This window comes from Clavibacter californiensis (assembly GCF_021952865.1).
GTDB classification, from domain to species: Bacteria; Actinomycetota; Actinomycetes; order Actinomycetales; family Microbacteriaceae; genus Clavibacter; species Clavibacter californiensis.
This window is the reverse complement of record NZ_CP040792.1, coordinates 1,117,538-1,140,917: the sequence shown is the minus strand read 5'-3', so window position 1 is coordinate 1,140,917 and position 23,380 is coordinate 1,117,538. Positions and strand designations below refer to the sequence as shown.

Here is a 23,380-nt window from a genome sequence, read left to right as displayed (position 1 = left end):
TCCCCGCTCAGCTCCGCGTCGCGCCATCGCCCGTCATGGTGCGGGTGCCCGCCGCGGTCCCGTCCGCGACCGCCCGCACGACGGCGGCCGCCGTGCGGAGCTGCTCGGCGGTGAACCCGTCGAGGGCCCGGTCGACGTCGGCCTGCGCGCCCTGCAGCACGTCCATCACGCGCGCCCGGGACGCGGCGGTCGGCCGCAGCGTGACCACCCGCCGGTCGGCGCTCTCCCGGCTCCGCTCGAGGTGGCCGCCGCCCTCGAGCCGGTTGATGAGCGCGGTCGTCGCCCCCGAGGTCAGGTGGAGCTTCTCCGACAGGCGGGCCGGGGACAGCGCGCGACCGGCGGTCTCCGCCCAGATCACCTCGGCGAGCGCCGTCGTGTCCGTCATCGGCAGCCCGACCGCCGCGGCCAGCTGCCGCACCGACTCGTAGAACGCGGTCGTGTAGTCCCGGAGCCGCTCGAGCACGTCGGAGCGGTCCCCCGGGACCGCGCAGCTCGGCCAGGTGACCGGCGACGCGACGTCCGGCTACCGCGTCGCGCTGACGGCGCGCGTCGACACCGCGACGACGCCGACGGCGGGATCCGCGCCCGGCGCCGGCTCGGGCGGCCCCGGCGGCACACCGCCGGTTGGCGACCGCTAGCGGCGAGCCGGCATCGCGCCCCCGCGCCGAGAGGCTCCTCGTCGACCCAATCGGCTTCGTCCGCCCCGTCACCCGGCCCGCGATCTACGTCGCTGTCCGGCACCGGCCCGATGCGACTCGACCGCGGTCCCGCAGCATGCACCGCGTAGGCTCGACGGCGATGGAGCGCGGGACCGAGGTGATGGGCACGCGCGGCGTGCGCGTCGCGCGGGGCGTCGTCACGTCCGGCGTCGCGATCCTCGTCGCCGCGGTCTCCCACATGGCCGGTGGCGGCGAGGCTCCGGGCGTCGTCGGCGTCGTCGTCGCCGCGGCCTTCGCCCTCCCGGTCAGCACGTTCCTCGCCGGACGCACCATCTCCGTCCTGCGGCTCGCGATCGCCGTCGCGTTCAGCCAGGGGGCGTTCCACCTCCTCTTCTCCGTCGGCGCCGCGACGAGCGCGAGCACCCGGATGATCGGCGGGCACCACGGCATGGGCGGCCACGTCGTCACGACGGTCGCGGGAGGCGGCACCGAGACCGCCGCGATGGGCGGGATGCACCACGGCCCCGGCATGTGGGCGGCCCACGTCCTCGCCGCCGCCGTCACCTGCGTCGCCCTCCGCTTCGGCGAGCGCGCCTTCTGGGACCTCGTCGCGCTCGCCCGCACCGCCCTCGTCGTGGTGCTGCACGCGGTGGCGCTCCTCGCCTCCCCCTCCGTCGAGCTCCGCCACCGGGTGCCGGCGGCCTGGCACCCGGGCCTGCCGGACACGGGCGTCGCGCTGTCGTCGATGCCGCGCCGCGGTCCGCCCGCCTCCGCCTGATCCGAGCCCGTCCGGGCGCGAGCCCCTCGCGCCCGGCTCTCGCGCGTCCGCCCGAGGCGGTCGCGCGGCTTCCCGCGTCGCCCGACGCGCCTCCGCCGTGCCGCGATCACGCGACCGGCCCCGCCCGCGCCCACCGGCGCGCCTCACGGACGGATCCCCGTGCCCCCGAACTCCCCCCTGCCCACCGCCGCCGCCACTCCGCGGGCCGCCGCGCCCGACGGCCTCGACGACATCGCGTTCGAGACGCGCACCGCCCAGCTGCGGTTGCCGCGCGTCTCGGGACGATCGGCGCTCCTCTGGCTGTGCCTGCCGCTCGCCGTCGCGGTGATGCTCCTCAGCGCCCTGTTCACGGGTGCCACCACGACGACCCTGCTGGTCGACCCCGGCGACGTCGTCCGGTACGGCCTGCCCATCGCGCGAGTGATCCACGACGCCGCCGCCGCGATCACCATCGGCCTGCTCGTGGTCGCGGCCTTCGCCCTCCCGGGGCAGGCGAAGCGGCCGGGCATGGCGAGCCTCGCGCAGTGGAAGGCCACGCGCTGGGCGTCGCGCGCCGCCGCCGTGTGGCTGGCCGCCGGCATCGCCGTGCTCGCCCTCTCGGGCGCGAACGTGATCGGCGTGCCCCTCACGTCGCCCACCTTCCGCGGTCAGTTCGCCTACTTCGCGACCCGGCTGGAGCTCGGGCAGACGCTCGTCGCGTCGCTGGCGTGCATCGCCGTGGTGCTGGGCGTCACGATGTGGACCCAGCGCGTCACGGGGATCGGGATCGCCGCGGGAGCGGCCCTGCTGGCGCTCCTCCCGCTCTCGCTCTCCGGCCACGCGGCGGGCACCTACGAGCATGCGAACGCGGTGAACAGCCTCGGGATCCACCTCATCGGCGTCACGGTCTGGGCCGGCGGGCTCGTGGCCGTGATCCTCCTCCAGCGGCACGTGCGCGGCGCGCTGCCCGCGGTCGTCCGTCGCTACTCGACGCTCGCCGGGTGGGCGTTCGTCGCGGTCGCGCTCTCCGGGATCATCAACGCGTCGCTCCGCCTGGGCGGGCCGCTCGACCTGGTGACCACCCCGTACGGCGTGCTGCTGCTCCTCAAGACGGCGCTGCTCCTGGGGCTCGGCCTCGCGGGCTGGGCCCACCGCCGCATCCTGATCCCGGGCCTCGTCCGCGACGCGACCCGCCGCACCGCGTTCCTCCGGCTCGCGGTCGGCGAGGTCGTGGCCATGTCCGTCGCGATGGGCGTGTCCGTGGCGCTCAGCCGGAGCGCGCCGCCGGTCCCGCAGACCTCCGTCGCCGACGTGGATCCGCGCGCCTCGCTCATCGGGTTCACGTTCCCCGACCCGGTGACGACCGGGCGGATGCTGACCGCGTTCCATCCCGACCACCTCTTCCTCGCCGGGGCCGTCGTGCTCGCCGGCCTGTACCTCGTGGCCGTGCGTCGGCTGCGGGTCCGCGGCGACGCGTGGTCGCCCGCCCGCACGGTGCCGTGGCTCGCCGGCTGCGCCCTCCTCGTGTACGCGACCAGCGGCGGGCCCGGCGTCTACGGCGCCGTGCACTTCAGCACGCACATGATCCAGCACATGCTGCTGATGATGTACGTGCCGCCGCTGCTCGTGCTCGGCGCCCCCGTGCTGCTCCTGCTCCGCACCGTCCCGGCGCGGCGCGACGGCAGCCGCGGCGTCCGCGAGTGGGTGCTCGCCGCCACGCACTCCCGCTACTCGGCGCTCGTGACGCACCCGGTCGTCGCCGCCGGCGTCTTCGCCGGCAGCCTGGTCGCGTTCTACTGGACCGGCTGGTTCGAGTGGTCGCTGCAGACCCACCAGGGGCACCTGCTGATGTGCGTGCACTTCCTCATCAGCGGCTACCTGTTCTTCTTCGTGCTGATCGGGGTGGATCCCGGGCCGCGCCGTCCGCCGTACCCGATCCGCCTCATCATCCTGCTCGCGACGATGGCGTTCCACGCGTTCTTCGGGCTGTCGATCATGTCGGGCACGTCGATCCTCGCGATCGACTTCTGGCACCAGCTCGGCATACAGACGGACGCGCAGCTGCTCGCGGACCAGGCCGCGGGCGGTGGGATCGCGTGGGGCGCGGGCGAGCTACCCGTCGTCCTCGTGGCGCTCATGGTGGTGCGGCAGTGGTCGACGTCCGAGACGCGCGCCGCCCGGCGCTACGACCGCGCCGCCCTCCGCGACGACGACGCGGAGCTGCGCGCCTACAACGCGAACCTGCAGGCCATCGACCGGCACGATCGCGGCGCGGAGCCGACCGCATGACGCGCGCCCCGCATCCCGCGCCCTCCCCGGCCGACCATCCCCCGCATCCGCACCGCACGGCCGGACCCCGCACGACCGGACCCCGCACCGCCTCACCCCGCACACGAGAGAAGGACCGATGAGCAAGAAGACCGCAGCCGACCGCGACCGCACCCGGGAGATCCGAGAGAAGGCCAACGCGCAGAGGCGCATCGAGGAGGCGAAGCGGAAGCGCCGGCGCCTGCTGACCCAGCTCGGCGTCGCCGGGGTCGTCGTGATCCTCATCGCGGCGATCGCCGGCGGCGCGATCCTTCTCCGCGACCAGGCGAGCGCCGGAGCCCAGCCGCCCACGGCCGACGCGACCGTCGCCCTCGGCTCGGGCGACCAGGCGCAGGTGACGACGGGACCCGACAGCGTGCGCGTGGGCGCCGCGGACGCTCCCGTCACCCTCGATGTCTACGAGGACTACTCGTGCCCGCACTGCCAGGAGTACGAGGCCGAGAACGGCGCGCTGCTCGACCGGCTCGCGGGCAGCGGGCAGGTGGCCGTGGTGTACCACCCCATCCAGATCGTGACGAACTACGGCCGCGTCGCCGGCAGCGCGGCCGCCTGCGTGCTCGCGCACGATCCGTCGGCCTGGCCCGGCGTGCACTCGGCGCTCTTCGCCAACCACTCCGCCGCGACCGACTCGTGGACGGGGAAGGACTTCTCCACGTGGCTCCAGGGCCGGGGCGTCACGGATCCGGATGCCCTCTCCTGCACGCAGAAGGGGGCGTACGTCGACTGGATCACGGCGAACACCGACGCGGCGCAGCAGTCGGGCGTGACCGGCACGCCCACCCTCCGCATCGGCGGGGAGACGATCACGACGGTCGGCGGCCAGGACCTCGTCGACGCCGTGACGAAGGCAGGCGCGCAGCTGCCGAGCGGCTTCACGGCCGGCTGATCCGACGCGGGACCGCGGGCGGCGGTCAGTCCTCGGGGACAGCCGCCGCCCGCGACCCGGCCTGCGCCGCTGCCCAGCGCCGGTGCGCGAGCACGTGCAGGACCAGGGAGACCGCTGCGACGACCGCGAGCGCGGCCGCGAGGATCCACATCCCGGTGTCCCCGCCGATCGTCGCGACCACGCCGCTGACCACAGCCAGCGCAGCCAGCCCGATCCCCACGGCGAGGAGTCCGTTCGTCGGGCCCTCTCCCGGTGTCGCGACGGGCCGCGCGGGCACCCGCTCCCACGTCACGATGAAGAACGTCGCGATCGGGCCGAGGACGATCGAGACGAGGAACCAGTTCCACCGGGAGCGGCCCTTCTGCTCCGCGAGCCCGGCGTTCACGAGGGCGAGCGTGACCCACCCGGAGCTGCCCAGCCACGACCCGTCGAGCATTGTCTGATCCATGCCCCGACCGTAGGGCACGGCTGTCGCCGGACGACGGCCCGGGCTATTTCCCCACCTGCTCCACTACCCTCGATCCATGCACAGAACCGCGCGGGAGCCCGCTCCCGACAGCCACAGTCCCGGCGCCCGGACGACCCCGGGCACGCTCCGCACACTCCGCGCCACCCGCCTCACGGCCGCCCGCCCGACCGGCGCCCGCTCGACCGGCACCCGCCCGACCGGCCCCCGCTCGTGAACGGCGACCTCGTCCTCAACATCGTCCTGGTCGTGGTGTTCGTCCTCGTCGGCGGCGTGTTCGCCGCCACCGAGATGGCGCTCGTCACCCTCCGCGAGGGCCAGCTCAACGCCCTCGCCGCCCGCGGCCGCCGCGGCGAGAAGGTCGCCGCGCTCGCCCGGAACCCCAACACCTTCCTGGCCGCGGTGCAGATCGGCGTGACCGTCGCCGGCTTCGCATCGGCCGCGTACGGCGCCTCGTCGATCGCGCCGTCGGTCGTCCCGCTGCTCGAGTCGTGGGGCCTGGAGTCCGGCCTCGCGTCCACGATCGCGACGCTCCTGCTCACGCTGATGATCGCCTACCTGTCGCTCGTGCTCGGCGAGCTCGCGCCCAAGCGCCTGGCGATCCAGCGCAACGCGGGCTTCGCGTACGGCGTCGCGCCCGTGCTCAACGGCTTCGCGAACCTCATGCGCCCGGTGATCTGGCTGCTCTCCGTCTCGACGAACGTGGTCGTGCGCCTCCTCGGCGGCGACCCGCACAAGACCGGCGAGGAGATGAGCGAGGAGGAGCTCCGCGACATCGTCTCCAGCCACGAGGGCCTCCCCGACGACGAGCGCCGGATCCTCGACGACGTGCTCTCCCTCCGCCACCGCCAGCTCAGCGAGGTGATGAAGCCGCGGCCCGAGATCGCCGCGCTCGACGGCACCGGCACGGTCCGCGAGGCGGGGATCGACGTGCAGGACCGGCCGTACTCGCGCTACCCGGTGGTCGACAAGACCATCGACGACGTCATCGGCTTCGTGCACGTGCGCGACCTGTACCAGGCGATCGCGGCGGACCCCGAACGGCCCGTCTCCGAGATCCTGCGGCCGATCCCCTACCTGCCGGCGACCGCGCGCGTGCTGCCGACGCTCACGATGATGCGCGCCGAGGGCCACCAGATCGCCGTGATCGTGGACGAGTACGGCGGCACCGACGGCATCGTCACGCTCGAGGACCTCGTGGAGGAGGTCGTCGGCGAGATCTTCGACGAGTACGACACGGATTCCGCCGCGCGCGACCTCGCGGAGGACGGCGGCACGATCGACGGCCGCCTCAACTTCCAGGACTTCGAGGAGGCGACGGGCGTCAAGCTCCCCGACTCCGCGTCGGACACGGTCGCGGGCTTCGTCATCGAGAACCTCGGCCGGCTCGCGCAGGTCGGCGACTCGGTCGAGGTCGACGGCGTGACCCTCCAGGTCACGGCGCTCGACCGGCGGCGGATCTCCGAGATCCTCGTCGTGCCGCGCGAGGACCCGGCGACGGAGGACGCGGACGCCGCGACCGCGTAGCGAAGGCGGGCGGCGGGCGGCGCGGGTCAGGGCAGCGGGATCACGCGGTCCGGCACCGTGCGGCCCCCGACCTCGGCGCGGCCGTCGTCGCGGAGGCGCGTCACGAGCACGCTGCCACGGCCCTGCGTGATGCGGAGGTCGCGGCCGAGGCGCGCCGTGAGCCGGAGGGCCGCGGATCCGGTCGCCTCGTCCTCGACGACGCCGAGCGCGGGCGCGAACATGCGCGCCCGCACCTCCCCCGCGGCCTCGTCCGTCCAGGTCCAGGCGTAGAGGTGGTCGACCGCAGGGGCCACGGCGTCGGCGTCGAGGCCGCGGAGCGCATCGGCCGTCGGGTGCTGCTGCCACGTGAACTCCGGGCCCCATTCGGGATCGGCGGTCACGCGCACCTCGTCGCCGACGCGGGTGACGCGCACTATCCCGGCGGGCACGCGCAGGTGGTCGACCGGCACGCCGCGCGACGCCAGCCACCAGGCGGTGCCGACGGTCGGGTGCCCGGCGAAGGGCAGCTCGCGCGCGGGGGTGAGGATGCGGATCGACGCCCCTCGCGGATCCGCGCCCGGCGCGTCCACCGCGTCGACGAACACCGTCTCGCTGAAGCCGAGCGCCCGCGCGATCGCCGGCTCCCGGCCGTCGGTGCGCGCCGACGCGAGCACGATCCCGAGCTCGTTGCCGTGCGCGCCGTCCGCGTCGGCGAACACCCGCACCACGTGCACCTCGTCGGGCCGCACGCCGTCGAGCGCGACGACCCGACGCTCCGTCACAGCTTCGCGTAGCGCGCGCGGGCGCCGCAGTACAGGCCGTAGGCGATGAGGCCGAGCCCCGTGATCGCGAGCACGGCGACGCCCGCGGGCAGCCCCGCGAGCGACTGGAGCGCGCCGTCGAGGCCCGTCGCGCGGCTCGGATCGGCCGTCACCGCGCCGACGACGAAGAGCACGCCGACCGCGACGAGCGCGACGCCCTTGGCGACGTACCCGGCGACGCCGAGCGCGGTGATCCCGCGCCCCAGCGACCCGGACGGCACGGCCAGGTCGTCGCGGAAGCGCTTCGTCGCGCCCTTGAACCCGAAGTAGACGCCGACCGCCACGACGGCGAGGCCCACGATCACGAGCAGCACGACGCCGCCCGGCGCCGCGAGGAGCCGCGCGCTCAGCGACTGGGTCTGCTCGGAGGAGTCGCTGGATCCACCGGTCGCGAAGCGCAGCGCCGTGGCCGCGATCGCGAGGTAGGCGACGGCCTTGCCGAGCTCCTTGGCGCGCGCCGCCCAGGTGCGCTTCGCGTCCTCGCCGCGCGCGAGGACGGTCTCGACGAGCTGCCAGAGGCCGAGCCCGACGAGCCCGACCACGACGACCCACAGCAGCACGCGGCCGCCGGGCGATCCCGCGATGGAGCCGAGCGCGCCGGACTGGTCGGCCTCGCCGCCCCCGCCGCCGGTCGCCAGGCGGAACGCGACCACGCCGATCAGCAGGTGCAGCAGGCCGTTGACCGCGTGCCCGAGGCGCGCCGCGACCGCGAAGCCCGGCGAGCGCTGGAGGCCCGCCGCGGCGCCGGTCGCGCTCATCGCTCGGCGCGGGTGGCGGTGGCGGGGCGGCCCGTGAGCCTCGCGGTGAGGCCGCGCGCCGCCTTCTTCACGGGTTCGAGCGGCGCGGGTGCCGGGGGCTCCGGCTCCTCCTCGTCCGGCTCCATGATGATCTTCCACGCGGTCCAGGCGACGGCCGTGAGCGGCACCGAGAGGATCGCGCCGATGATGCCGCCGAGGATCGTGCCGGCGGTCAGGGCAAGCAGCACGACCAGGCCGTGCAGCTTGAGCGCGTTGCCGAGCACGACGGGCTGCAGCAGGTTCCCCTCGAGCTGGTTCACGAGGATCACGATGGCGACGACCCAGATGGCCGTGCCCAGGTCGTTCGTCACGAGCGCGACGAGCGCCGCGAGGATCCCCGCGACCGTCGCGCCGACGATCGGCACGAACGCGCCGATGAACACCACGAGCGACAGCGGCAGCGCGAGCGGCACGCCGAGGATGAGCAGGCCCGCCCCGATGAACACGGTGTCGACGAGCGCGACGGTCGCCGTGCCGCGGATGTATCCGCCGAGCACCTTGGCGCCCTCGTGGCCGACGCGCACGGCGCGCTTCCGGCCGCGACCGCGGAACGGGCGGATGAGGAAGGCCCAGATGCGCGGCCCGTCCTTGACGAAGTAGAAGAACACGACGAGCCCGAGCACCGCGCCCGTGACGACCTCGGCCGCGGCCGAGACGCCCGCGATGGCGCCGGATCCGAACTGGCTGCTGGTGAGGAAGTCGACCGCCTGCCCCCGGAGCGAGTCGATCTGCGCGGTGTCGATGGGCAGCCCGCCCTCCTCGATGAAGGACTGCAGCTGGTCGACGCCCTCGCTCGTCGCCTTCACGAGCGTCGGCCACTGGCTCTGCACGCCGAAGACGACGGCCGTGATGGCGCCGCCGAAGAGCACGAGGCCGGTGAGGAGCGCGATGACCGCGGCGAGCGCGTCGGGCATGCCGCGGCGCTCCATCCAGAGCACCATCGGGCGCACCGCGCAGGCGAGGATCAGCGCGATGATCACCGGGATCACGACGAGCTTGAGCGAGATGGCGGCGTACACGATCGCGGTGGCGACCACGAGGACCGCCAGGATCTGCACGCAGCGGATGGAGAGGCGGCCGAGCTTGTCCTGCCAGACGGACTGCGGGGTGGTCATGCGCTCCACCCTACGGGCGGGCGGGCCGCGCGACCGGGCCGCGGTCCGGCCCCGGACACGCGCGTGACCGGCCGATACCCTCGACCCATGGGACCCCGCCTCACCGTCGTCCGCGAGGGCGCGCTCGACGTCGCCGACCACGAGCGCATCGCGGCGCTCCTGGCCCTGGCCTTCCCCGACTTCGCCGCGGGCTACACGGGCGCACGCAGCTGGGCCGGCGCGCAGCCCGAGCTGCGGATCCTCGTGCACGACGGCGACGAGCTCGTGGCGCACGCGGGGATCCGCCGCATGTTCGTGGAGGTGGGCGACGGCCAGGGCGACCCGGCGGACGATGTGCTCGTCGGATCCACCGGCATGGTCGCCGTGCACCCCGGCCGGCAGGGGCAGGGCCTCGGCACGCTGCTCGCCGACGGGATCCGCGACGCGCTGGCTCGTCTCGCCGTCCCGTTCGGCGTCCTCGAGACGGGCGAGTCGACGTCCGGCTACTACGCGCGCCACGGCTGGCTCCCGCTCGACGACCGCACCGGCCACTACAACGGCTTCACCCTCCTCGGCGCCGCCGGCGTCGTGCACCAGGACCACGGCTGGATGATGCTGCCGGTCACCGCGCCCGCCGACGCCCTCCCCGCGGGCGACCTCCACGTCAACGGGCAGCTGGTCTGACCGCGATGGACGCCGTGATCCACCGCCTCCGCGCCGAGGACTGGCGCGAGTACCGGGCCCTCCGCCTCGAGATGCTCGAGGACACCCCGCTCGCCTACCTCGAGACGCTCGAGAGCGCGCTCGGCCGGCCCGACTCCGACTGGCAGGCGCGCACGCGGCGCGCGAACCAGCCCGGGAGCACCGCGTACGTCGCCGTGGAACGCGCGACCGGCCGCTGGCTCGGCGCCATGAACGCGTTCGTCGCCGCGGATCCCACGCGCGTGATGCTCGTGAGCGTCTACATCACGCCGTCGGCCCGCGGTCGCGCCGCGGGCGTCACCGACCTGCTCCTCGACGCCATCATCGCCTGGGCCCGCGACCGCCCCAACGCGCAGGCCGTCCGCCTCGAGGTCCACGAGGACAACCCGCGCGCCCGCGCCTACTACGAGCGCCGCGGCTTCGTCCTCACGGGTCGCAGCGTGCCGTACGCGCTGGACCGCACGCAGAAGGACCTGGAGATGGAGCTGCCGCTGGCGTGACGGGCCGGCGCAGGCCAAGCTGGCCAGGAGCTGCGGGCGCCGACGCCGACGGCGCCGAGGAGCCAGGATGTCGACCCGACGAACTACCATCGCCGCTGCGACCGTCGTCGTGCTCCTGCTCGCCGGCTGCTCCTCGGCCGCGACGCCCTCGGACCGATCGTCCGCGGCAGCGCCGACCGGATACCTCTGCGGCGGGGTCGCGATCCCGGCCGAGGCGCTTGCGGCGCGCGTGCCCCTCGCGGAGACGCGCGCGGAGACGCGCCGCGCCTTCGAGGTCGCCACGTGGGACGACGGCCGCGGTCTCGGGCTGCTGCCCGACGAGGGGTGGGCGCTCGCACATGAGTCCGCCGAGCTGATAGCCCTGTTCCGCGACGCGCCCGGCCTCGAGGACCCCGGCAGCCCGGAGACCGCGGCCGGCAGCGAGGTGGCGGTGGTCATGCGGGCGGCCTCCATGGCGGGCGGCGGGCCGGAGTGGTTCGTGTCCCAGCGGAGCGCGTGCGCCCTCCAGGTGGACCTCGGCGACCTGGAGGTCCCCGATGTCGCGCTCGCGTCGACACCGGATCCGGCCTCACGGGACATCGAGCTCCTCGTGACGGAACGGGGATGCGCTTCCGGGCGGACAGCGGAGGGCCGCATCGAGGTCGTCGATCTCCGGCAGGACGTGGACCAGGTGGTGGTCACCCTGGGCGTACGTCCGTTCCCGGGCGCTCAGGACTGCCAGGGCAACGACTCGACGCCGTTCACTCTGGCGCTCGATGAGCCGCTCGGCTCGCGCCCCCTGCTCGACGCGGGCTTCGCGGAACCGCGCGCCGTCCCTACGCGCGGATGACGCGACGACGCCCGCCCCCTGCGTCAGGGGACGGGCGTCGTGTCGTTCGATCAGCGGATCACCGCGCCTCAGCGAGCCCCGACACCGACCTCCTCGGCGTCGCGCGTCGGGCCGGGGGTGGCCTCGGCGACGGGCGCGTCGCCGGCGAGCGGCGGCAGGCCCGCGGCGACGGCCGCGCCGAGCCAGCCGTCCACGTTCGTCCAGTACTGGATGACGCGGGCGCGGAGCTCGGCCGTGGTGACCTTGCTCACGTGGCCGACGATGTTGCCGACGAGGCGCTCGCGCTGGGCGTCGTCCATCGACTCGTTGACGAGCATCCGGGCCTGGACGAAGTCGTCGTCCTCCGCGTGCAGCGTGGCGGCCGCGCGGACGAGCTCGCCGTCCTGCTCCCAGCCGGCGCTCTCCGCGGCGCGAGCCGGGTCGGCGTGCGCGCCGCCGTGCGAGTTGGGCGCGTAGACGGGCGTGCCGGCGTCCTGGAACGTGTAGCGCCCCTGGCCGTCCTTGGAGTAGCTGTGCACGGGCGACTTCGGCGCGTTCACCGGCAGCTGCGCGTGGTTCGTGCCCACGCGGTAGCGGTGCGCGTCGGCGTAGCTGAAGATGCGCGCGAGGAGCATCTTGTCGGGGCTGGTCTGGATCCCGGGGACGAAGTTCGAGGGCGCGAACGCGGCCTGCTCGATCTGCGCGAAGTAGTTCTCCGGGTTGCGGTTCAGGGTCATGGTGCCGACCTCGATGCGCGGGTAGTCCTTCTGCGACCAGACCTTGGTGAGGTCGAACGGGTTGAACCGGTACGACTTCGCCTCCTCGTAGGGCATGATCTGCACCTCGAGCTTCCACTCCGGGTAGTCGCCGCGGTCGATGGCCTCGGTGAGGTCGCGGATGTGGAAGTCGGCGTCCTCGCCGGCGATCTGGTCGGCCTGCTCCTGCTTCAGGATCTCGATGCCCTGCTGGGTCTTGAAGTGGTACTTCACCCAGAAGCGCTCGCCGGCCGCGTTGATCCACTGGTAGGTGTGCGAGCCGAAGCCGTCCATGTGGCGCCACGAGCTCGGCAGGCCGCGGTCGCCCATGAGCCACGTGACCTGGTGGGCGGACTCGGGCGAGAGCGTCCAGAAGTCCCACTGCATGTCGTGGTCGCGGAGGTGCGAGCCCGGCAGGCGCTTCTGCGAGCGGATGAAGTCGGGGAACTTGATCCCGTCGCGGATGAAGAAGACGGGGGTGTTGTTGCCGACGAGGTCGTAGTTGCCCTCGTCCGTGTAGAACTTCAGCGCGAATCCGCGGGGGTCGCGCCACGTGTCGGGGCTGCCCTGCTCGCCGGCGACGGTGGAGAAGCGCGCGAGCATCTCGACCTCGGCGCCGGGCTGGAAGAGGGAGGCGCGGGTGTACGCGCTCACGTCGCCCGTGACGCGGAAGGTGCCGAACGCCCCGCCGCCCTTGGCGTGGACGACGCGCTCCGGGATGCGCTCGCGGTTGAACTGCGCGAGCTTCTCGACGAGGTAGTGGTCGTGCAGCGGGATGGCGCCGTCGGGGCCGACGGAGAGCGAGTGCTCGTCGCTGGCGACCGGGGCGCCGGAGTCGGTGGTCGTGAACTTCTGGTCGGTCATGGTGTTTCTCCTGTCAGCGGTGGAACGGGGATGTGCTGGCTCGGGTGGTCGGCCGAGGGGCGGGCCGGTGGCGACGGTCAGGTCGCGACGGTGGAACCGGGATCCGCGGATGCGGTCCGGCAGGCGGGGCACAGGCCCCAGTACGTCACCTCGGCGCTCGCCACGAGGAACCCCGCCGAGTCGGACGGCGTGAGGCAGGGGGACTCCCCCACCGCGCAATCCACGTCGACGATCGTCCTGCAACCTGTGCAGACGAGGTGATGGTGATTGTCGCCCGTCCGGCGCTCGTAGCGCGCGGATGATCCCGCGGGCTCGATGCGGCGCACGAGCCCCGCGGCCGCGAGCGCGCCGAGCACGCCGTAGACCGCCTGGATGCTCGTGCCGGGCAGCTCGCCCTTCACCGCGCGGAGCACCTCGTCGGCGTCCGAGTGCGGTGCCGCGTCGACGGCCGTGAGGACGGCCACGCGCGGCCGGGTCACGCGCAGGCCGGCCTCCCGCAGCGCGACGCGCAGGGCGTCGGCGTCGAGGGACGGCACGTGGTGGTGCGCGTGGTCGGTGGGCATGCGCCCGAGTCAAGCACAGTTCCCTTGACCCATTCAAAACAACGCGTGAACGCGGCGCGCCGCGGCCGGGAACGTGCCTAGGCTCGACGGGCGGCCCATCCGGCCGCAGGAGAACGGAGCACCGCATGAAGCACATCCACACCGGCACGGGCCTCGACGTCGGCCGCATCGGCCTCGGCTGCATGGGCATGAGCGCGTTCTACGACGGCCACGGCCAGGACGAGGCGGAGTCGATCCGCACCCTCCACCGCGCCGTCGACCAGGGCGTCACGCTCTTCGACACGGCAGAGGCGTATGGGCCGTTCACCAACGAGCGCCTGGTCGGATCCGCGTTGAAGGACCGCCGCGACGACGTCGTGATCGCCACCAAGTTCGGCCTGCTGAAGCACGCGCCGGGCAAGGACGCCGAGGACTACGAGCGCGGCATGGACAGCACGCCCGCGGGCATCCGCATCGCCGTCGAAGCCTCGCTGCAGCGCCTCGGGACCGACCGCATCGACGTCCTCTACCAGCACCGCGTCGACCCGGCCGTGCCGATCGAGGAGACCGTCGGCGCGATGAAGGAGCTCGTCGAGGAGGGCAAGGTCCTGCACCTGGGGCTCTCCGAGGCCGGGCCCGACACCATCCGCCGCGCGCACGCCGTGCATCCCATCTCGGTGCTGCAGAGCGAGTACTCCATCTGGACCCGCGACCCGGAGGCCGGCGTGCTCGAGGTGCTGCGCGAGCTGGGCATCGGCCTGGTCGCGTACTCGCCGCTCGGCCGAGGCTTCCTCACCGGCGCGATCTCGAGCGTCGCCGACCTGTCCGAGGCCGACTACCGCTCGTCGTCGCCGCGCTTCGCGGAGGAGGCCTTCGCGCAGAACATGCGCATCGTCGACGCCGTCAAGGACGTCGCGGGCGAGCTCGACGCGACGCCCGCGCAGGTCGCGCTCGCGTGGATCCTCGCGCAGGGCGACGACATCGCCGTGATCCCCGGCACCAAGCGCGTGACGCGCCTCGACGAGAACGTGGCGGCCGACGCCGTGACGCTCTCCGCCGACCAGCTCGCGCGCCTGTCCTCGCTGCCGACCCCGGTCGGCGACCGGTACGCGGACATGGGTCCCGTCGGGCGCTGATCCCGTCGCATGGGATGCGGGCCCGGTCGCCTCGGCGGCCTGGCCCGCATCGTGTCCGCGGTCGATGCGGGTCAGACCGCCTGCTCGAGCCCCCGGCGACGGTTCGCGAGCACGGGCAGCGTGCCGCGCGCGGCCTCGACGGCCGTCGGATCCACGTCCACGACGAGCAGCTCCTCCTCGCCGCCGAGGCGGTGCAGCACCTCGCCGAGCGGGGAGACGACGGCGCTGCGGCCGATGCCCGTGGGCGCGCCGCTCGCGGGGTCGTGGCCGCGGGATCCGGCCGGCAGCGTCGCCGGGTCGCCCTGGCCGACCGCGACCACGAAGGTCGTGGAGTCGAGCGCGCGGGCGCGGAGCAGCAGATCCCACTGGTCGGCCTTGCCGGGTCCGGCACCCCAGCTCGCGCACACGATGCTGACGGCGGCGCCGCGGTCGGCGCCCGCGAGGAAGAGGGCGGGGAAGCGCACGTCGTAGCAGGTCGCGAGCGAGGCACGGGTGCCGCCGACCTCGATCACGGCGACGCTCTCGCCCGGGTCGACGGCGTCGGACTCACGGAAGCCGAACGCGTCGAAGAGGTGGATCTTGTCGTAGGAGTCGGCGCCCGCGTCGGCCGCGCCCGCGGGCCGCGCGACCAGGAGCGTGTTGCGCACGCGGCCGTCGGCGCCGGGCGTGAACATGCCCACGACGATCACGATGCCGAGCCGGTCGGCGACCGCGCGCACGCCCGAGGCCCACGGCCCGTCGAGCGGCTCCGCGATCTCGGGCAGCGGGTTGCCGAACGCGCGCTGCGCCGCCTCCGGGAACACCACGAGCTCAGCGCCCTGCCGCGCGGCGTCCTCCGCGAACGCGGTGATGCGTGCGAGGTTCTCCGCGGGATCCGGCGAGCTGATGATCTGTGCGAGCGCGATCTCCATGGTCCTCCTCGTGATGTATACATAGCGTATGCGAGAACGGGCGGGCGATCCAGGCACCTCGGCGAGCGCCCTCTCCGGCCGCGAGCGGGCCTACGAGTTCCTCCACGCGCACGTCCTCACCGACCCGGACCAGCAGGGCGCGTTCCTCAACGAGCAGGAGCTGGCGGAGCGGATCGGCGTCTCCCGCACGCCCGTCCGCGAGGCCCTGCTGCTGCTCGCCGCCGACGACCTGGTGGAGATGATCCCCAAGCGCGGCGCGCGGATCCCCGTGATCACCGGCCGCCAGATCGCCGAGCTGATGGAGCTGCGCGGGGTGCTCGAGCGGCACGCGGCCACGAGCGCCGTGGAGCACGACCGCACCCCGCTCGACGCGATGCGCGAGGTGCTCGAGCAGCAGCGCGCCATGGTCGCGAAGCCGCCGCGCGAGAGCGGGCGGCAGTTCATCGAGCACGACCGCCGCTTCCACCAGCTCCTCGTCGACGCCGCGGGCAGCGAGCTCATGAGCCGCACGTACGCGAAGCTCCGCGCCCGGCAGATCCTCGTCGGCGTCGAGGCGCTCTACCGCGCCACGGATCGGCAGGACCGCGTGTGCGAGGAGCACGCCGGCATCGTCGACGCGCTGGCCGAAGGCGACGCCGAGGCGGCACGCGACGCGATCGACCGGCACCTCGCCGTCACGCTCGACGTGCTGCTGCGCACCTGACGCGGTTCCCTCGGGTCGGGGCCCGCAGCAGCTCGTCGACGCGGTCCCGTACGCGCCCGCGCCGCTCTCGGGGCCCGGGTCACGGGGCGCCCACCCCGGTGGGGGATGATGCGACCATGACAACCGACGTCGACTACGACCAGATCGTCCGCGACTCCACCGAGCAGCTGCGGGCGAAGTTCCCCGATCGCCCGGAGGAGGAGCTCCGCACGGTGGTGGAGGAGGAGCTGGCGACGCTCCGGGATGCGACCGTGCAGGACTACCTCTCCGTGCTCACCGTGCGCGCTGCGCGGAAGCGCATGAAGGCCCAGCACAGAGCCGAGTGATCCCGGCGCGCGATCCTGCCACGCGGAGCCAGCGCGGCGCCGCGACGCCGGCTGAGGGCCGGCGATCCCGGACCGCCCCTCCCCTCGGACGCGCCGACGCCCGGACACCCGCTGCGGGGATCCGGGCGTCGGCGGGTCGCGGAGGGCGTCAGACGCGCGCCGCCATCACGCCCTCGGCGCCCGTGCGCACGTACTCCTCGTCCTCGGAGACGTCCGAGTCGCGGCCCATCGCGAGGCCCACGAGCGTGAGCACGACAGCAGCCGTGAGGTACAGCGCGATGCCGACCCAGCTGCCGGTCTCCTCGTAGATGATCGTGAACATCAGCGGCGCGATGGCCCCGCCGATCACGCCGGCGATCGTGTACGCGAGCGAGGCGCCCGTGTAGCGGAGCCGGGGCGAGAACTGCTCGATGATGTACGCCGCCTGCGGCCCGTACATGAAGGAGTGGAAGAACAGGCCCAGCACGATGCCCACGCCGAGCACGAAGGTCGACGAGCCGTCGGTGATGGCGAAGAACACGTACGCCCAGACGGCCGCGCCCACCGCGGCGGCCGCGTACAGCGCCCGCCGGTTGATCCGGTCGCTCACGGCGCCCGCGAACGGGATGGTGAACAGCTGCACGGCGGATCCGACGAGCACCGCCACGAGCACCTGGCTGCGCTCGAAGCCGAGCGAGTTCACGCCGTAGGTGAGCGTGAAGACCGTGAAGAGGGCGTAGAGGACGTCGGGTCCGACGCGGGAGAGGATCGCGGCGACGAGCGGCCGCAGCTGGGTGCGGAACACCTCGGACACGGGCGCGCTCGGCCGGTCGCCGCGCTCCTGCAGCGCCTTGAACACGGGGGTGTCCTCGAGCTTCAGTCGGATCCAGAGGCCGAACGCCACGAGCAGCGCCGAGAGGAGGAAGGCGACGCGCCAGCCCCAGTCGAGGAATTCCTCCTCGGTGAGCAGCACCGTGAGCAGTGCGAGCGCGCCGTTGGCGAGCAGGTTGCCCGCGGGCGGCCCGACCTGCGCGGCCGACGACCAGAAGCCGCGCCTCCGTGGATCCCCGAACTCGCTCGAGAGCAGCACCGCGCCGCCCCACTCGCCGCCGACCCCCACGCCCTGCGCGAAGCGGAGGAGCACCAGGATGATCGGCGCCGCGAGCCCGATGGACGCGTAGCCCGGCAGCACGCCGATGAGGAACGTCGCGATGCCGATGAGCAGCAGCGTGAGCACGAGGACGGGCTTGCGGCCGATCTTGTCGCCCAGCCGCCCGAAGACGAACCCGCCGACCGGACGCGAGACGTAGCCGACCGCGTAGGTGGAGAACGCGAGGATCGTCGCGGTGTACGGATCCGACGTCGGGAAGAAGACGACGGGGAACACGACGGCGCTGGCCGCCGAGTAGACGGCGAAGTCGTACCACTCGAGCGAGGTGCCGGTGAGGCTCGCGGTGAACGCCTTGACGAGCTCGCGGCGGGTCGGCTTCTCGGTCGCGGCGGGCGCCGCGGTCGCGCCGGATGCGGGCGCGGTCGTCGCCGGGGAGGCGGTGGGGTCGTCGGCCATGGGGCTCCTCGGGTGAGGGAGCCGGGCGGCGGATCCGGCGATCGGATCCCGCCCGGCGTCCGGTCGGTGTGTTGTATACAGTAGGCATACCGGAACCCCGGCACCAGGGTCGGGCACCCGGATCCGCATCTCTTCACACGCTCGAAACACCACCGGAGGATCGATGACCACCCTGCGCTTCCAGCTGCCCGACGGATCCACCCCGAGCGTCGAGGTCGTGTCGCTCCTCAACGCCGGCTACGCGGGCCGCGACCAGGCCGAGGTCCAGGCGCACATCGACGAGCTGGCCGAGCTCGGCGTGCCCGGGCCGGAGACCACGCCCGCGCTCTACCCCGTCGCGCCGTACCTCGCGTCGCAGGCCGACACGGTGCCCGCGCAGCACGGCCGCACCTCGGGCGAGGCCGAGTGGGCCCTCGTGATCACGGACGACGACGTGCTCCTCACGGTCGCGTGCGACCACACCGACCGCGCGCTCGAGGTGCACGGCGTCGCGTGGAGCAAGAACGCCGGACCCGACGTGCTGGGACGCAAGGCCTGGCGCCTCGCCGACGTGCGCGGCCGCCTCGACGCGATCCGCTTGCGCGGCTGGGTCGGCGAGGAGGGCGCGGAGGAGCTCATCCAGGACTCCACGCTGGCCGCGCTCCTCACGCCCGACCACTGGCTCGAGGTGCTCGAGCGGCGCGGCCTCCGGGTCCCCGGCACGGTGCTCATCTCGGGCACCGTCGCGATGGTGCCCGGCGTCGACCAGTTCGCGTCGCGCTGGCGCGTCCAGCTCGAGGATCCCGCCACGGGCGAGACCATCGACGCCGCCTACCGCGTGGAGCTGCTCCCCGAGGCGATCGGCTGATCCCCTCCCACGCCCATCCCGCGACGGACCCGCACCCGGCCCGCCGGACCCGCCCGGCGGGCCGCGGCCGTCCGGTACGCTGAGCGCATCCACCCGCCTCCAGGAATCCGGAGTCCCATCGTGCCCACGATCGTCGTCGAAGTGATGCCCAAGGCCGAGCTGCTCGACCCCCAGGGGAAGGCCGTGGCCGGCGCCCTGGCCCGCCTCGGCAAGGACCGCTTCACCGGCGTCCGCATCGGGAAGCGCTTCGAGCTCACCGTCGAGGGCGAGGTGGACGACGCGCTGCTCGCCGACGTCCAGTCGCTCGCCGCGGACATGCTCTCCAACTCCGTCATCGAGGACGTCATCAGCGTCCACGTCGCCGGGCTCGACGGCTTCGGCATCAGCGCCGAGGCCGACATGGCCACCGGCAACGTCACCGACGACCACACGGTCGCCGAGGGCGGCACGGCGGAGACGAACGCCGCCGCGCACCCGCTCCCCCACGGTTCCGCCGCGGCGGAGCAGCGCTGATGCGCGTCGGGGTCATCACCTTCCCGGGATCCCTCGACGACCGCGACGCGCAGCGCGCCGTCCGCCTCGCGGGCGCCACCCCGGTCGCGCTCTGGCACGGCGACCACGACCTCCAGGGCGTCGACGCGATCGTGCTCCCCGGCGGCTTCAGCTACGGCGACTACCTGCGCGCGGGCGCCATCGCCGCGTTCGCGCCGATCATGCGCGAGGTGGTGGACGCCGCCGAGCGCGGCGTCCCCGTGCTCGGCATCTGCAACGGCTTCCAGATGCTCACCGAGGCGCACCTGCTGCCCGGCGGGCTGATCCGCAACGAGGCCGGGAACTTCGTCTGCAAGGACCAGCGCCTCCGCGTCGAGGCCACCGGCACCGCGTGGACGAACGCGTTCAGCGAGGGCGAGGAGATCACCATCCCGCTGAAGAACGGCGAGGGCGGCTTCATCGCCGACGCCGACACGCTCGACCGCCTCGAGGGCGAGGGCCGCGTGGCCTTCCGCTACCTGGGCGGCAACCCGAACGGATCCCTGCGCGACATCGCGGGGATCACCAACGCCCGCGGCAACGTCGTCGGCCTCATGCCCCACCCGGAGCACGCCGTCGAGGAGGGCTTCGGACCGGACACCCCGGCCGCGATGCGCTCCGGTGTCGACGGCCTCCGTCTCTTCACGTCCGTCCTCGAAGGAGTCCTCGCGCAGTGAGCGTCCACCCCGATCCCGCATCCGTCCCCGCCGAGACCCCCGCGGGAGAGGGACGCAGCATCCGCCGCCACGTCGCCGACACCGTCGAGATGGCCGAGCGCACCCCCGAGAAGGAGCAGCCTTACGCGGCGCTCGGGCTCACCGAGGGCGAGTACCTCAAGATCCGCGAGATCCTCGGCCGCCGCCCCACCAGCGGCGAGCTCGCCATGTACTCGGTCATGTGGAGCGAGCACTGCTCCTACAAGTCCTCGAAGAAGTACCTGCGCCAGTTCGGCCAGAAGGTCTCCGAGTCCATGAAGAAGGACCTCATGGTCGGCATGGGCGAGAACGCGGGCGTCGTCGACGTGGGCGAGGGCTGGGCCGTCACCTTCAAGATCGAGAGCCACAACCACCCCTCCTACATCGAGCCGTTCCAGGGCGCGGCCACGGGCGTCGGCGGCATCGTCCGCGACATCATCTCGATGGGCGCCCGCCCCGTCGCCGTCATGGACGCGCTGCGCTTCGGCGACATCGACGACCCGGACACCGCGCGCGTCGTGCACGGCGTGGTCGCGGGCATCAGCTTCTACGGCAACTGCCTCGGCCTGCCGAACATCGGCGGCGAGACCTACTTCGACCGCGTGTACCAGGGCAACCCGCTCGTCAACGCGCTCGCGGTCGGCGTCCTCCGCCACGAGGACCTCCACCTCGCCAACGCCCGCGGCGTCGGCAACAAGGTCGTGCTCTTCGGCGCCCGCACGGGCGGCGACGGCATAGGCGGCGCGTCCATCCTCGCGAGCGACACGTTCGCCGACGGCGGCCCCACGAAGCGCCCCGCGGTGCAGGTCGGCGACCCGTTCGCCGAGAAGGTGCTCATCGAGTGCTGCCTCGAGCTGTTCGCCAAGGACCTCGTCGAGGGGATCCAGGACCTCGGCGCCGCCGGCATCTCCTGCGCCACGAGCGAGCTCGCCTCGAACGGCGACGGCGGCATGCACATCCGGCTCGAGGAGGTGCTGCTGCGCGACCCGTCGCTCACGGCCGAGGAGATCCTCATGTCGGAGAGCCAGGAGCGCATGATGGCGGTCGTGCAGCCGGAGAAGCTCGAGGGCTTCCTCGAGGTCGTCCGCAAGTGGGACGTCGAGACGAGCGTGCTGGGCGAGGTCACCGACACCGGCCGCCTCGTCATCGACCACCACGGCGAGCGCATCGTCGACGTCGAGCCGCGCACGGTCGCGGTGGACGGCCCCGTCTACGACCGGCCCGTCTCGTACCCCACGTGGATCGACGCCCTCCAGGCCGACTCCGCGTCGCGCCTCGCCCGGCCCACCGCGCCCGACGAGATCAAGGACCAGTTCCTGCAGCTGCTCGGCAGCCCGAACCTCGCCGACGCCTCGTGGATCACCGACCAGTACGACCGCTACGTGATGGGGAACACGGCCCTGTCGTTCCCCGACGACGCCGGCATGGTCCGCGTCGACGAGGAGAGCGGCCTCGGCTTCTCGGTCGCGACCGACGCGAACGGCCGCTTCTGCCAGCTCGACCCGTACGCGGGCGCGCAGCTCGCCCTCGCGGAGGCGTACCGCAACGTCGCCGCGTCCGGCGCCACGCCCGTCGCCGTGAGCGACTGCCTCAACTTCGGCAGCCCCGAGGACCCCGAGGTCATGTGGCAGTTCAGCCGCACGGTCGAGGGCCTCGCGGACGGCTGCCTCGAGCTCGAGATCCCGGTCACGGGCGGGAACGTCTCCCTCTACAACCAGACCGGCACGCAGGCCATCCACCCGACGCCCGTCGTCGGCGTGCTCGGCGTGATCGACGACGTCGCGCGCCGCATCCCCTCCGGCTGGCAGGACGAGGGCGACAACATCTACCTGCTCGGCGTCACGCGCGAGGAGCTCGACGGATCCGCCTGGGCCGGCACCGTGCACGACCACCTCGGCGGCGTCCCGCCCGTGGTCGACCTCGCGGCCGAGAAGGACCTCGCGTCGCTCATCGCGGCCGGCGCCACGCAGTCGCTCATCGCGAGTGCGCACGACCTCTCGGACGGCGGCCTCGGCCAGGCGCTCGCGGAGGCCGTGATGCGCTTCGGCGTCGGCGCCCGCGTGTGGCTCGACGGCATCGTCCAGCGCGACGGCGTCGACCAGGCGACCGCGCTCTTCTCGGAGTCCACCGGCCGCATGCTCGTCACGGTGCCCCGCGAGGACGACGTCAAGTTCCAGGGCCTCTGCGAGGGCCGCGGCTACCCGGTGCTCCGCATCGGCGTCACGGACGCGCAGGCACCCGGCCTCGAGCTGCAGGGTCTCTTCACCCTGTCCGTGGACGAGCTGCGCGGGATCCACCGCGCCACGCTCCCCGCCCGCTTCGGCACCGCCCTGGAGGCATGAGCATGACCGACCCCGCTTCGACCCCCGTCTGGTCGCCGTCCCTCGCGGAGCTCACCGAGCGCGTGCCGCTGCCCGCGGGCGCCGACATCCGGATGGGCCCGGTCCTGTACGACCACGAGGGCACCGAGCTCGAGGGCCTGCTCGCCCGCGACGCCGCGCAGAGCGGACGCCGCCCGGCCGTGCTCGTCATCCACGACTGGTTCGGCGTCGGCGGGCACGTGGCCGCCCGGATCGACATGCTCGCGCGCCTCGGCTACGTCGCGTTCGCCGCCGACGTCTACGGCCGCGACGTGCGCCCCGGCCCCGAGGACGCCGCGGAGGTGGCGGGCGCCTACTACGCCGACCTCCCGCTCATGCGCGCCCGCGTGCAGGCCGGCATCGACCGCCTCGCGGGGGAGCCCGACGTCGACCCGTCGCGCATCGCCGTCATGGGCTACTGCTTCGGCGGCAGCGCATCACTCGAGGTCGCCCGCGCGGGCGCCGACATCAAGGCCGCGATCTCGCTGCACGGTGCCCTGGTGGTGCACGAGCCCGCCGACGTCGCGGACGTGAAGGCCGCGATCCTCGTCCTCACGGGCGCGGACGACCCGATGGTCCCCGATGAGAAGGTCGCCGCGTTCCAGGACGAGATGCGCACGCGTCCCGCGATCGACTGGCAGGTCGTCACCTACAGCGGCGCCATGCACGCGTTCTCCGTGCCGGGCGTCGACTCCCCGGATCACGGCGCGCAGTACCAGGACCGCGCCGAGCGCCGCTCGTGGCGGGCGCTCACGGACTTCCTCGCGGAGCACCTGGGCTGACCGCCCCTCCTGCGTCGCACCGCGCCCCGTCGGCATCCGCCGTCGGGGCGCTCGTCTG

At 73.6% G+C, this 23,380-nt stretch carries 25 protein-coding genes and 1 pseudogene; 17 read left to right on the top strand and 9 right to left on the bottom strand.

The genetic code is table 11. From position 1 onward, the window contains the following. Positions 1-7: 7 nt before the first annotated feature. Positions 8-463, bottom strand: coding sequence for a MarR family winged helix-turn-helix transcriptional regulator (locus tag FGD68_RS05795; RefSeq protein ID WP_237609892.1), 456 nt, complete (start codon positions 461-463; stop codon positions 8-10). A gap of 37 nt (positions 464-500) precedes the next feature. On the opposite strand from FGD68_RS05795, the gene FGD68_RS05790 reads away from it, so the two are divergent. The 4 genes from FGD68_RS05790 (at position 501) to FGD68_RS05775 (ending at position 4,630) form a co-directional block, all read left to right on the top strand. Further along, on the top strand, positions 501-638 hold the full coding sequence (locus tag FGD68_RS05790; protein WP_237609891.1) for a hypothetical protein: 138 nt from the start codon (positions 501-503) through the stop codon (positions 636-638). Between the two features lie 160 nt (positions 639-798). Continuing rightward, positions 799-1,437: a hypothetical protein gene (locus FGD68_RS05785; protein ID WP_119373917.1), complete on the top strand. Its 639-nt coding sequence runs from the start codon at positions 799-801 to the stop codon at positions 1,435-1,437. Between the two features lie 159 nt (positions 1,438-1,596). Beyond that, the gene (locus FGD68_RS05780) at positions 1,597-3,705 is read left to right on the top strand and encodes a cytochrome c oxidase assembly protein (protein ID WP_237609890.1); all 2,109 of its coding nucleotides are present in this window, start codon (positions 1,597-1,599) and stop codon (positions 3,703-3,705) included. A gap of 118 nt (positions 3,706-3,823) precedes the next feature. Continuing rightward, positions 3,824-4,630, top strand: coding sequence for a DsbA family protein (locus FGD68_RS05775; protein ID WP_119373646.1), 807 nt, complete (start codon positions 3,824-3,826; stop codon positions 4,628-4,630). 25 nt (positions 4,631-4,655) lie between these two features. Here the strand turns inward: FGD68_RS05775 and FGD68_RS05770 are convergent, their stop codons facing one another. Continuing rightward, positions 4,656-5,078 carry a hypothetical protein gene (locus tag FGD68_RS05770; RefSeq protein ID WP_237609889.1) on the bottom strand — a complete coding sequence of 141 codons (423 nt, stop codon included), beginning with the start codon at positions 5,076-5,078 and terminating at the stop codon, positions 4,656-4,658. 76 nt (positions 5,079-5,154) lie between these two features. On the opposite strand from FGD68_RS05770, the gene FGD68_RS05765 reads away from it, so the two are divergent. Both FGD68_RS05765 and FGD68_RS05760 read left to right on the top strand, forming a co-directional pair. Continuing rightward, a complete protein-coding gene (locus FGD68_RS05765) occupies positions 5,155-5,313 on the top strand; it encodes a hypothetical protein (protein WP_237609888.1) in 159 nt (52 codons plus the stop codon). After that, positions 5,310-6,623 (top strand): hemolysin family protein, encoded by a 1,314-nt coding sequence (locus FGD68_RS05760; protein WP_104237051.1) that lies wholly within the window; start codon positions 5,310-5,312, stop codon positions 6,621-6,623. Before FGD68_RS05765 ends, FGD68_RS05760 begins: the two co-directional genes overlap by 4 nt. Positions 6,624-6,649: 26 nt before the next feature. Here the strand turns inward: FGD68_RS05760 and FGD68_RS05755 are convergent, their stop codons facing one another. Genes FGD68_RS05755 through FGD68_RS05745 form a run of 3 tightly spaced genes read right to left on the bottom strand, consistent with a single transcriptional unit; the run spans position 6,650 to position 9,335 of the window. Then, the gene (locus tag FGD68_RS05755; RefSeq protein WP_119373618.1) at positions 6,650-7,384 is read right to left on the bottom strand and encodes a PhzF family phenazine biosynthesis protein; all 735 of its coding nucleotides are present in this window, start codon (positions 7,382-7,384) and stop codon (positions 6,650-6,652) included. Then, positions 7,381-8,181, bottom strand: coding sequence for a DUF1206 domain-containing protein (locus FGD68_RS05750; RefSeq protein WP_104237049.1), 801 nt, complete (start codon positions 8,179-8,181; stop codon positions 7,381-7,383). The genes FGD68_RS05755 and FGD68_RS05750 overlap by 4 nt, the downstream gene beginning before the upstream one ends. Further along, positions 8,178-9,335: an AI-2E family transporter gene (locus FGD68_RS05745; protein ID WP_119373149.1), complete on the bottom strand. Its 1,158-nt coding sequence runs from the start codon at positions 9,333-9,335 to the stop codon at positions 8,178-8,180. The genes FGD68_RS05750 and FGD68_RS05745 overlap by 4 nt, the downstream gene beginning before the upstream one ends. A gap of 87 nt (positions 9,336-9,422) precedes the next feature. On the opposite strand from FGD68_RS05745, the gene FGD68_RS05740 reads away from it, so the two are divergent. From FGD68_RS05740 to FGD68_RS05730, 3 genes are all read left to right on the top strand, one after another. Next, positions 9,423-9,998 carry a GNAT family N-acetyltransferase gene (locus tag FGD68_RS05740; protein ID WP_237609887.1) on the top strand — a complete coding sequence of 192 codons (576 nt, stop codon included), beginning with the start codon at positions 9,423-9,425 and terminating at the stop codon, positions 9,996-9,998. 5 nt (positions 9,999-10,003) lie between these two features. Beyond that, the gene (locus FGD68_RS05735) at positions 10,004-10,516 is read left to right on the top strand and encodes a GNAT family N-acetyltransferase (protein ID WP_390611045.1); all 513 of its coding nucleotides are present in this window, start codon (positions 10,004-10,006) and stop codon (positions 10,514-10,516) included. 67 nt (positions 10,517-10,583) lie between these two features. Continuing rightward, positions 10,584-11,345 carry a hypothetical protein gene (locus tag FGD68_RS05730; protein WP_119373151.1) on the top strand — a complete coding sequence of 254 codons (762 nt, stop codon included), beginning with the start codon at positions 10,584-10,586 and terminating at the stop codon, positions 11,343-11,345. Positions 11,346-11,413: 68 nt separating this feature from the next. On the opposite strand, the gene FGD68_RS05725 is transcribed toward FGD68_RS05730, so the two are convergent. Beyond that, positions 11,414-12,943 (bottom strand): catalase, encoded by a 1,530-nt coding sequence (locus tag FGD68_RS05725; protein WP_119373152.1) that lies wholly within the window; start codon positions 12,941-12,943, stop codon positions 11,414-11,416. A gap of 77 nt (positions 12,944-13,020) precedes the next feature. After that, a complete protein-coding gene (locus FGD68_RS05720; protein WP_119373153.1) occupies positions 13,021-13,506 on the bottom strand; it encodes a Fur family transcriptional regulator in 486 nt (161 codons plus the stop codon). A 125-nt stretch (positions 13,507-13,631) separates the two neighbouring features. Here FGD68_RS05720 and FGD68_RS05715 point away from each other — a divergent pair, with 125 nt between their 5' ends. Further along, a complete protein-coding gene (locus FGD68_RS05715; RefSeq protein WP_119373154.1) occupies positions 13,632-14,621 on the top strand; it encodes an aldo/keto reductase in 990 nt (329 codons plus the stop codon). Between the two features lie 71 nt (positions 14,622-14,692). On the opposite strand, the gene FGD68_RS05710 is transcribed toward FGD68_RS05715, so the two are convergent. Next, entirely contained in the window at positions 14,693-15,532 is an 840-nt protein-coding gene (locus FGD68_RS05710; RefSeq protein WP_237609886.1) for a carbon-nitrogen hydrolase family protein, read from the bottom strand. A 28-nt stretch (positions 15,533-15,560) separates the two neighbouring features. Between FGD68_RS05710 and FGD68_RS05705 the strand changes: the two genes are divergently transcribed. Together FGD68_RS05705 and FGD68_RS05700 are read left to right on the top strand one after the other, a co-directional pair. After that, positions 15,561-16,235, top strand: a complete 675-nt coding sequence (locus FGD68_RS05705) for a GntR family transcriptional regulator (RefSeq protein WP_119372314.1) — start codon at positions 15,561-15,563, stop codon at positions 16,233-16,235. Between the two features lie 116 nt (positions 16,236-16,351). After that, the gene (locus tag FGD68_RS05700) at positions 16,352-16,561 is read left to right on the top strand and encodes a three-helix bundle dimerization domain-containing protein (protein ID WP_119372315.1); all 210 of its coding nucleotides are present in this window, start codon (positions 16,352-16,354) and stop codon (positions 16,559-16,561) included. Positions 16,562-16,709: 148 nt separating this feature from the next. Here FGD68_RS05700 and FGD68_RS05695 read toward each other — a convergent pair whose 3' ends face one another. Then, positions 16,710-18,107, bottom strand: coding sequence for an MFS transporter (locus FGD68_RS05695; RefSeq protein ID WP_104237035.1), 1,398 nt, complete (start codon positions 18,105-18,107; stop codon positions 16,710-16,712). Positions 18,108-18,270: 163 nt separating this feature from the next. Between FGD68_RS05695 and FGD68_RS05690 the strand changes: the two genes are divergently transcribed. From FGD68_RS05690 to FGD68_RS05670, 5 genes and pseudogenes are all read left to right on the top strand, one after another. Continuing rightward, positions 18,271-18,954 (top strand): DUF2848 domain-containing protein, encoded by a 684-nt coding sequence (locus FGD68_RS05690; RefSeq protein WP_119372316.1) that lies wholly within the window; start codon positions 18,271-18,273, stop codon positions 18,952-18,954. Between the two features lie 120 nt (positions 18,955-19,074). After that, positions 19,075-19,314: pseudogene (gene purS, locus FGD68_RS15550) on the top strand (phosphoribosylformylglycinamidine synthase subunit PurS); the annotation flags it as partial. A gap of 152 nt (positions 19,315-19,466) precedes the next feature. Continuing rightward, positions 19,467-20,162: a phosphoribosylformylglycinamidine synthase subunit PurQ gene (gene purQ, locus FGD68_RS05680; protein ID WP_119372317.1), complete on the top strand. Its 696-nt coding sequence runs from the start codon at positions 19,467-19,469 to the stop codon at positions 20,160-20,162. Next, positions 20,159-22,522 (top strand): phosphoribosylformylglycinamidine synthase subunit PurL, encoded by a 2,364-nt coding sequence (gene purL / locus FGD68_RS05675; RefSeq protein WP_119372318.1) that lies wholly within the window; start codon positions 20,159-20,161, stop codon positions 22,520-22,522. Before purQ ends, purL begins: the two co-directional genes overlap by 4 nt. Before the next feature lie 2 nt (positions 22,523-22,524). After that, positions 22,525-23,322 (top strand): dienelactone hydrolase family protein, encoded by a 798-nt coding sequence (locus FGD68_RS05670; RefSeq protein WP_237609885.1) that lies wholly within the window; start codon positions 22,525-22,527, stop codon positions 23,320-23,322. Positions 23,323-23,380: the final 58 nt, after the last annotated feature.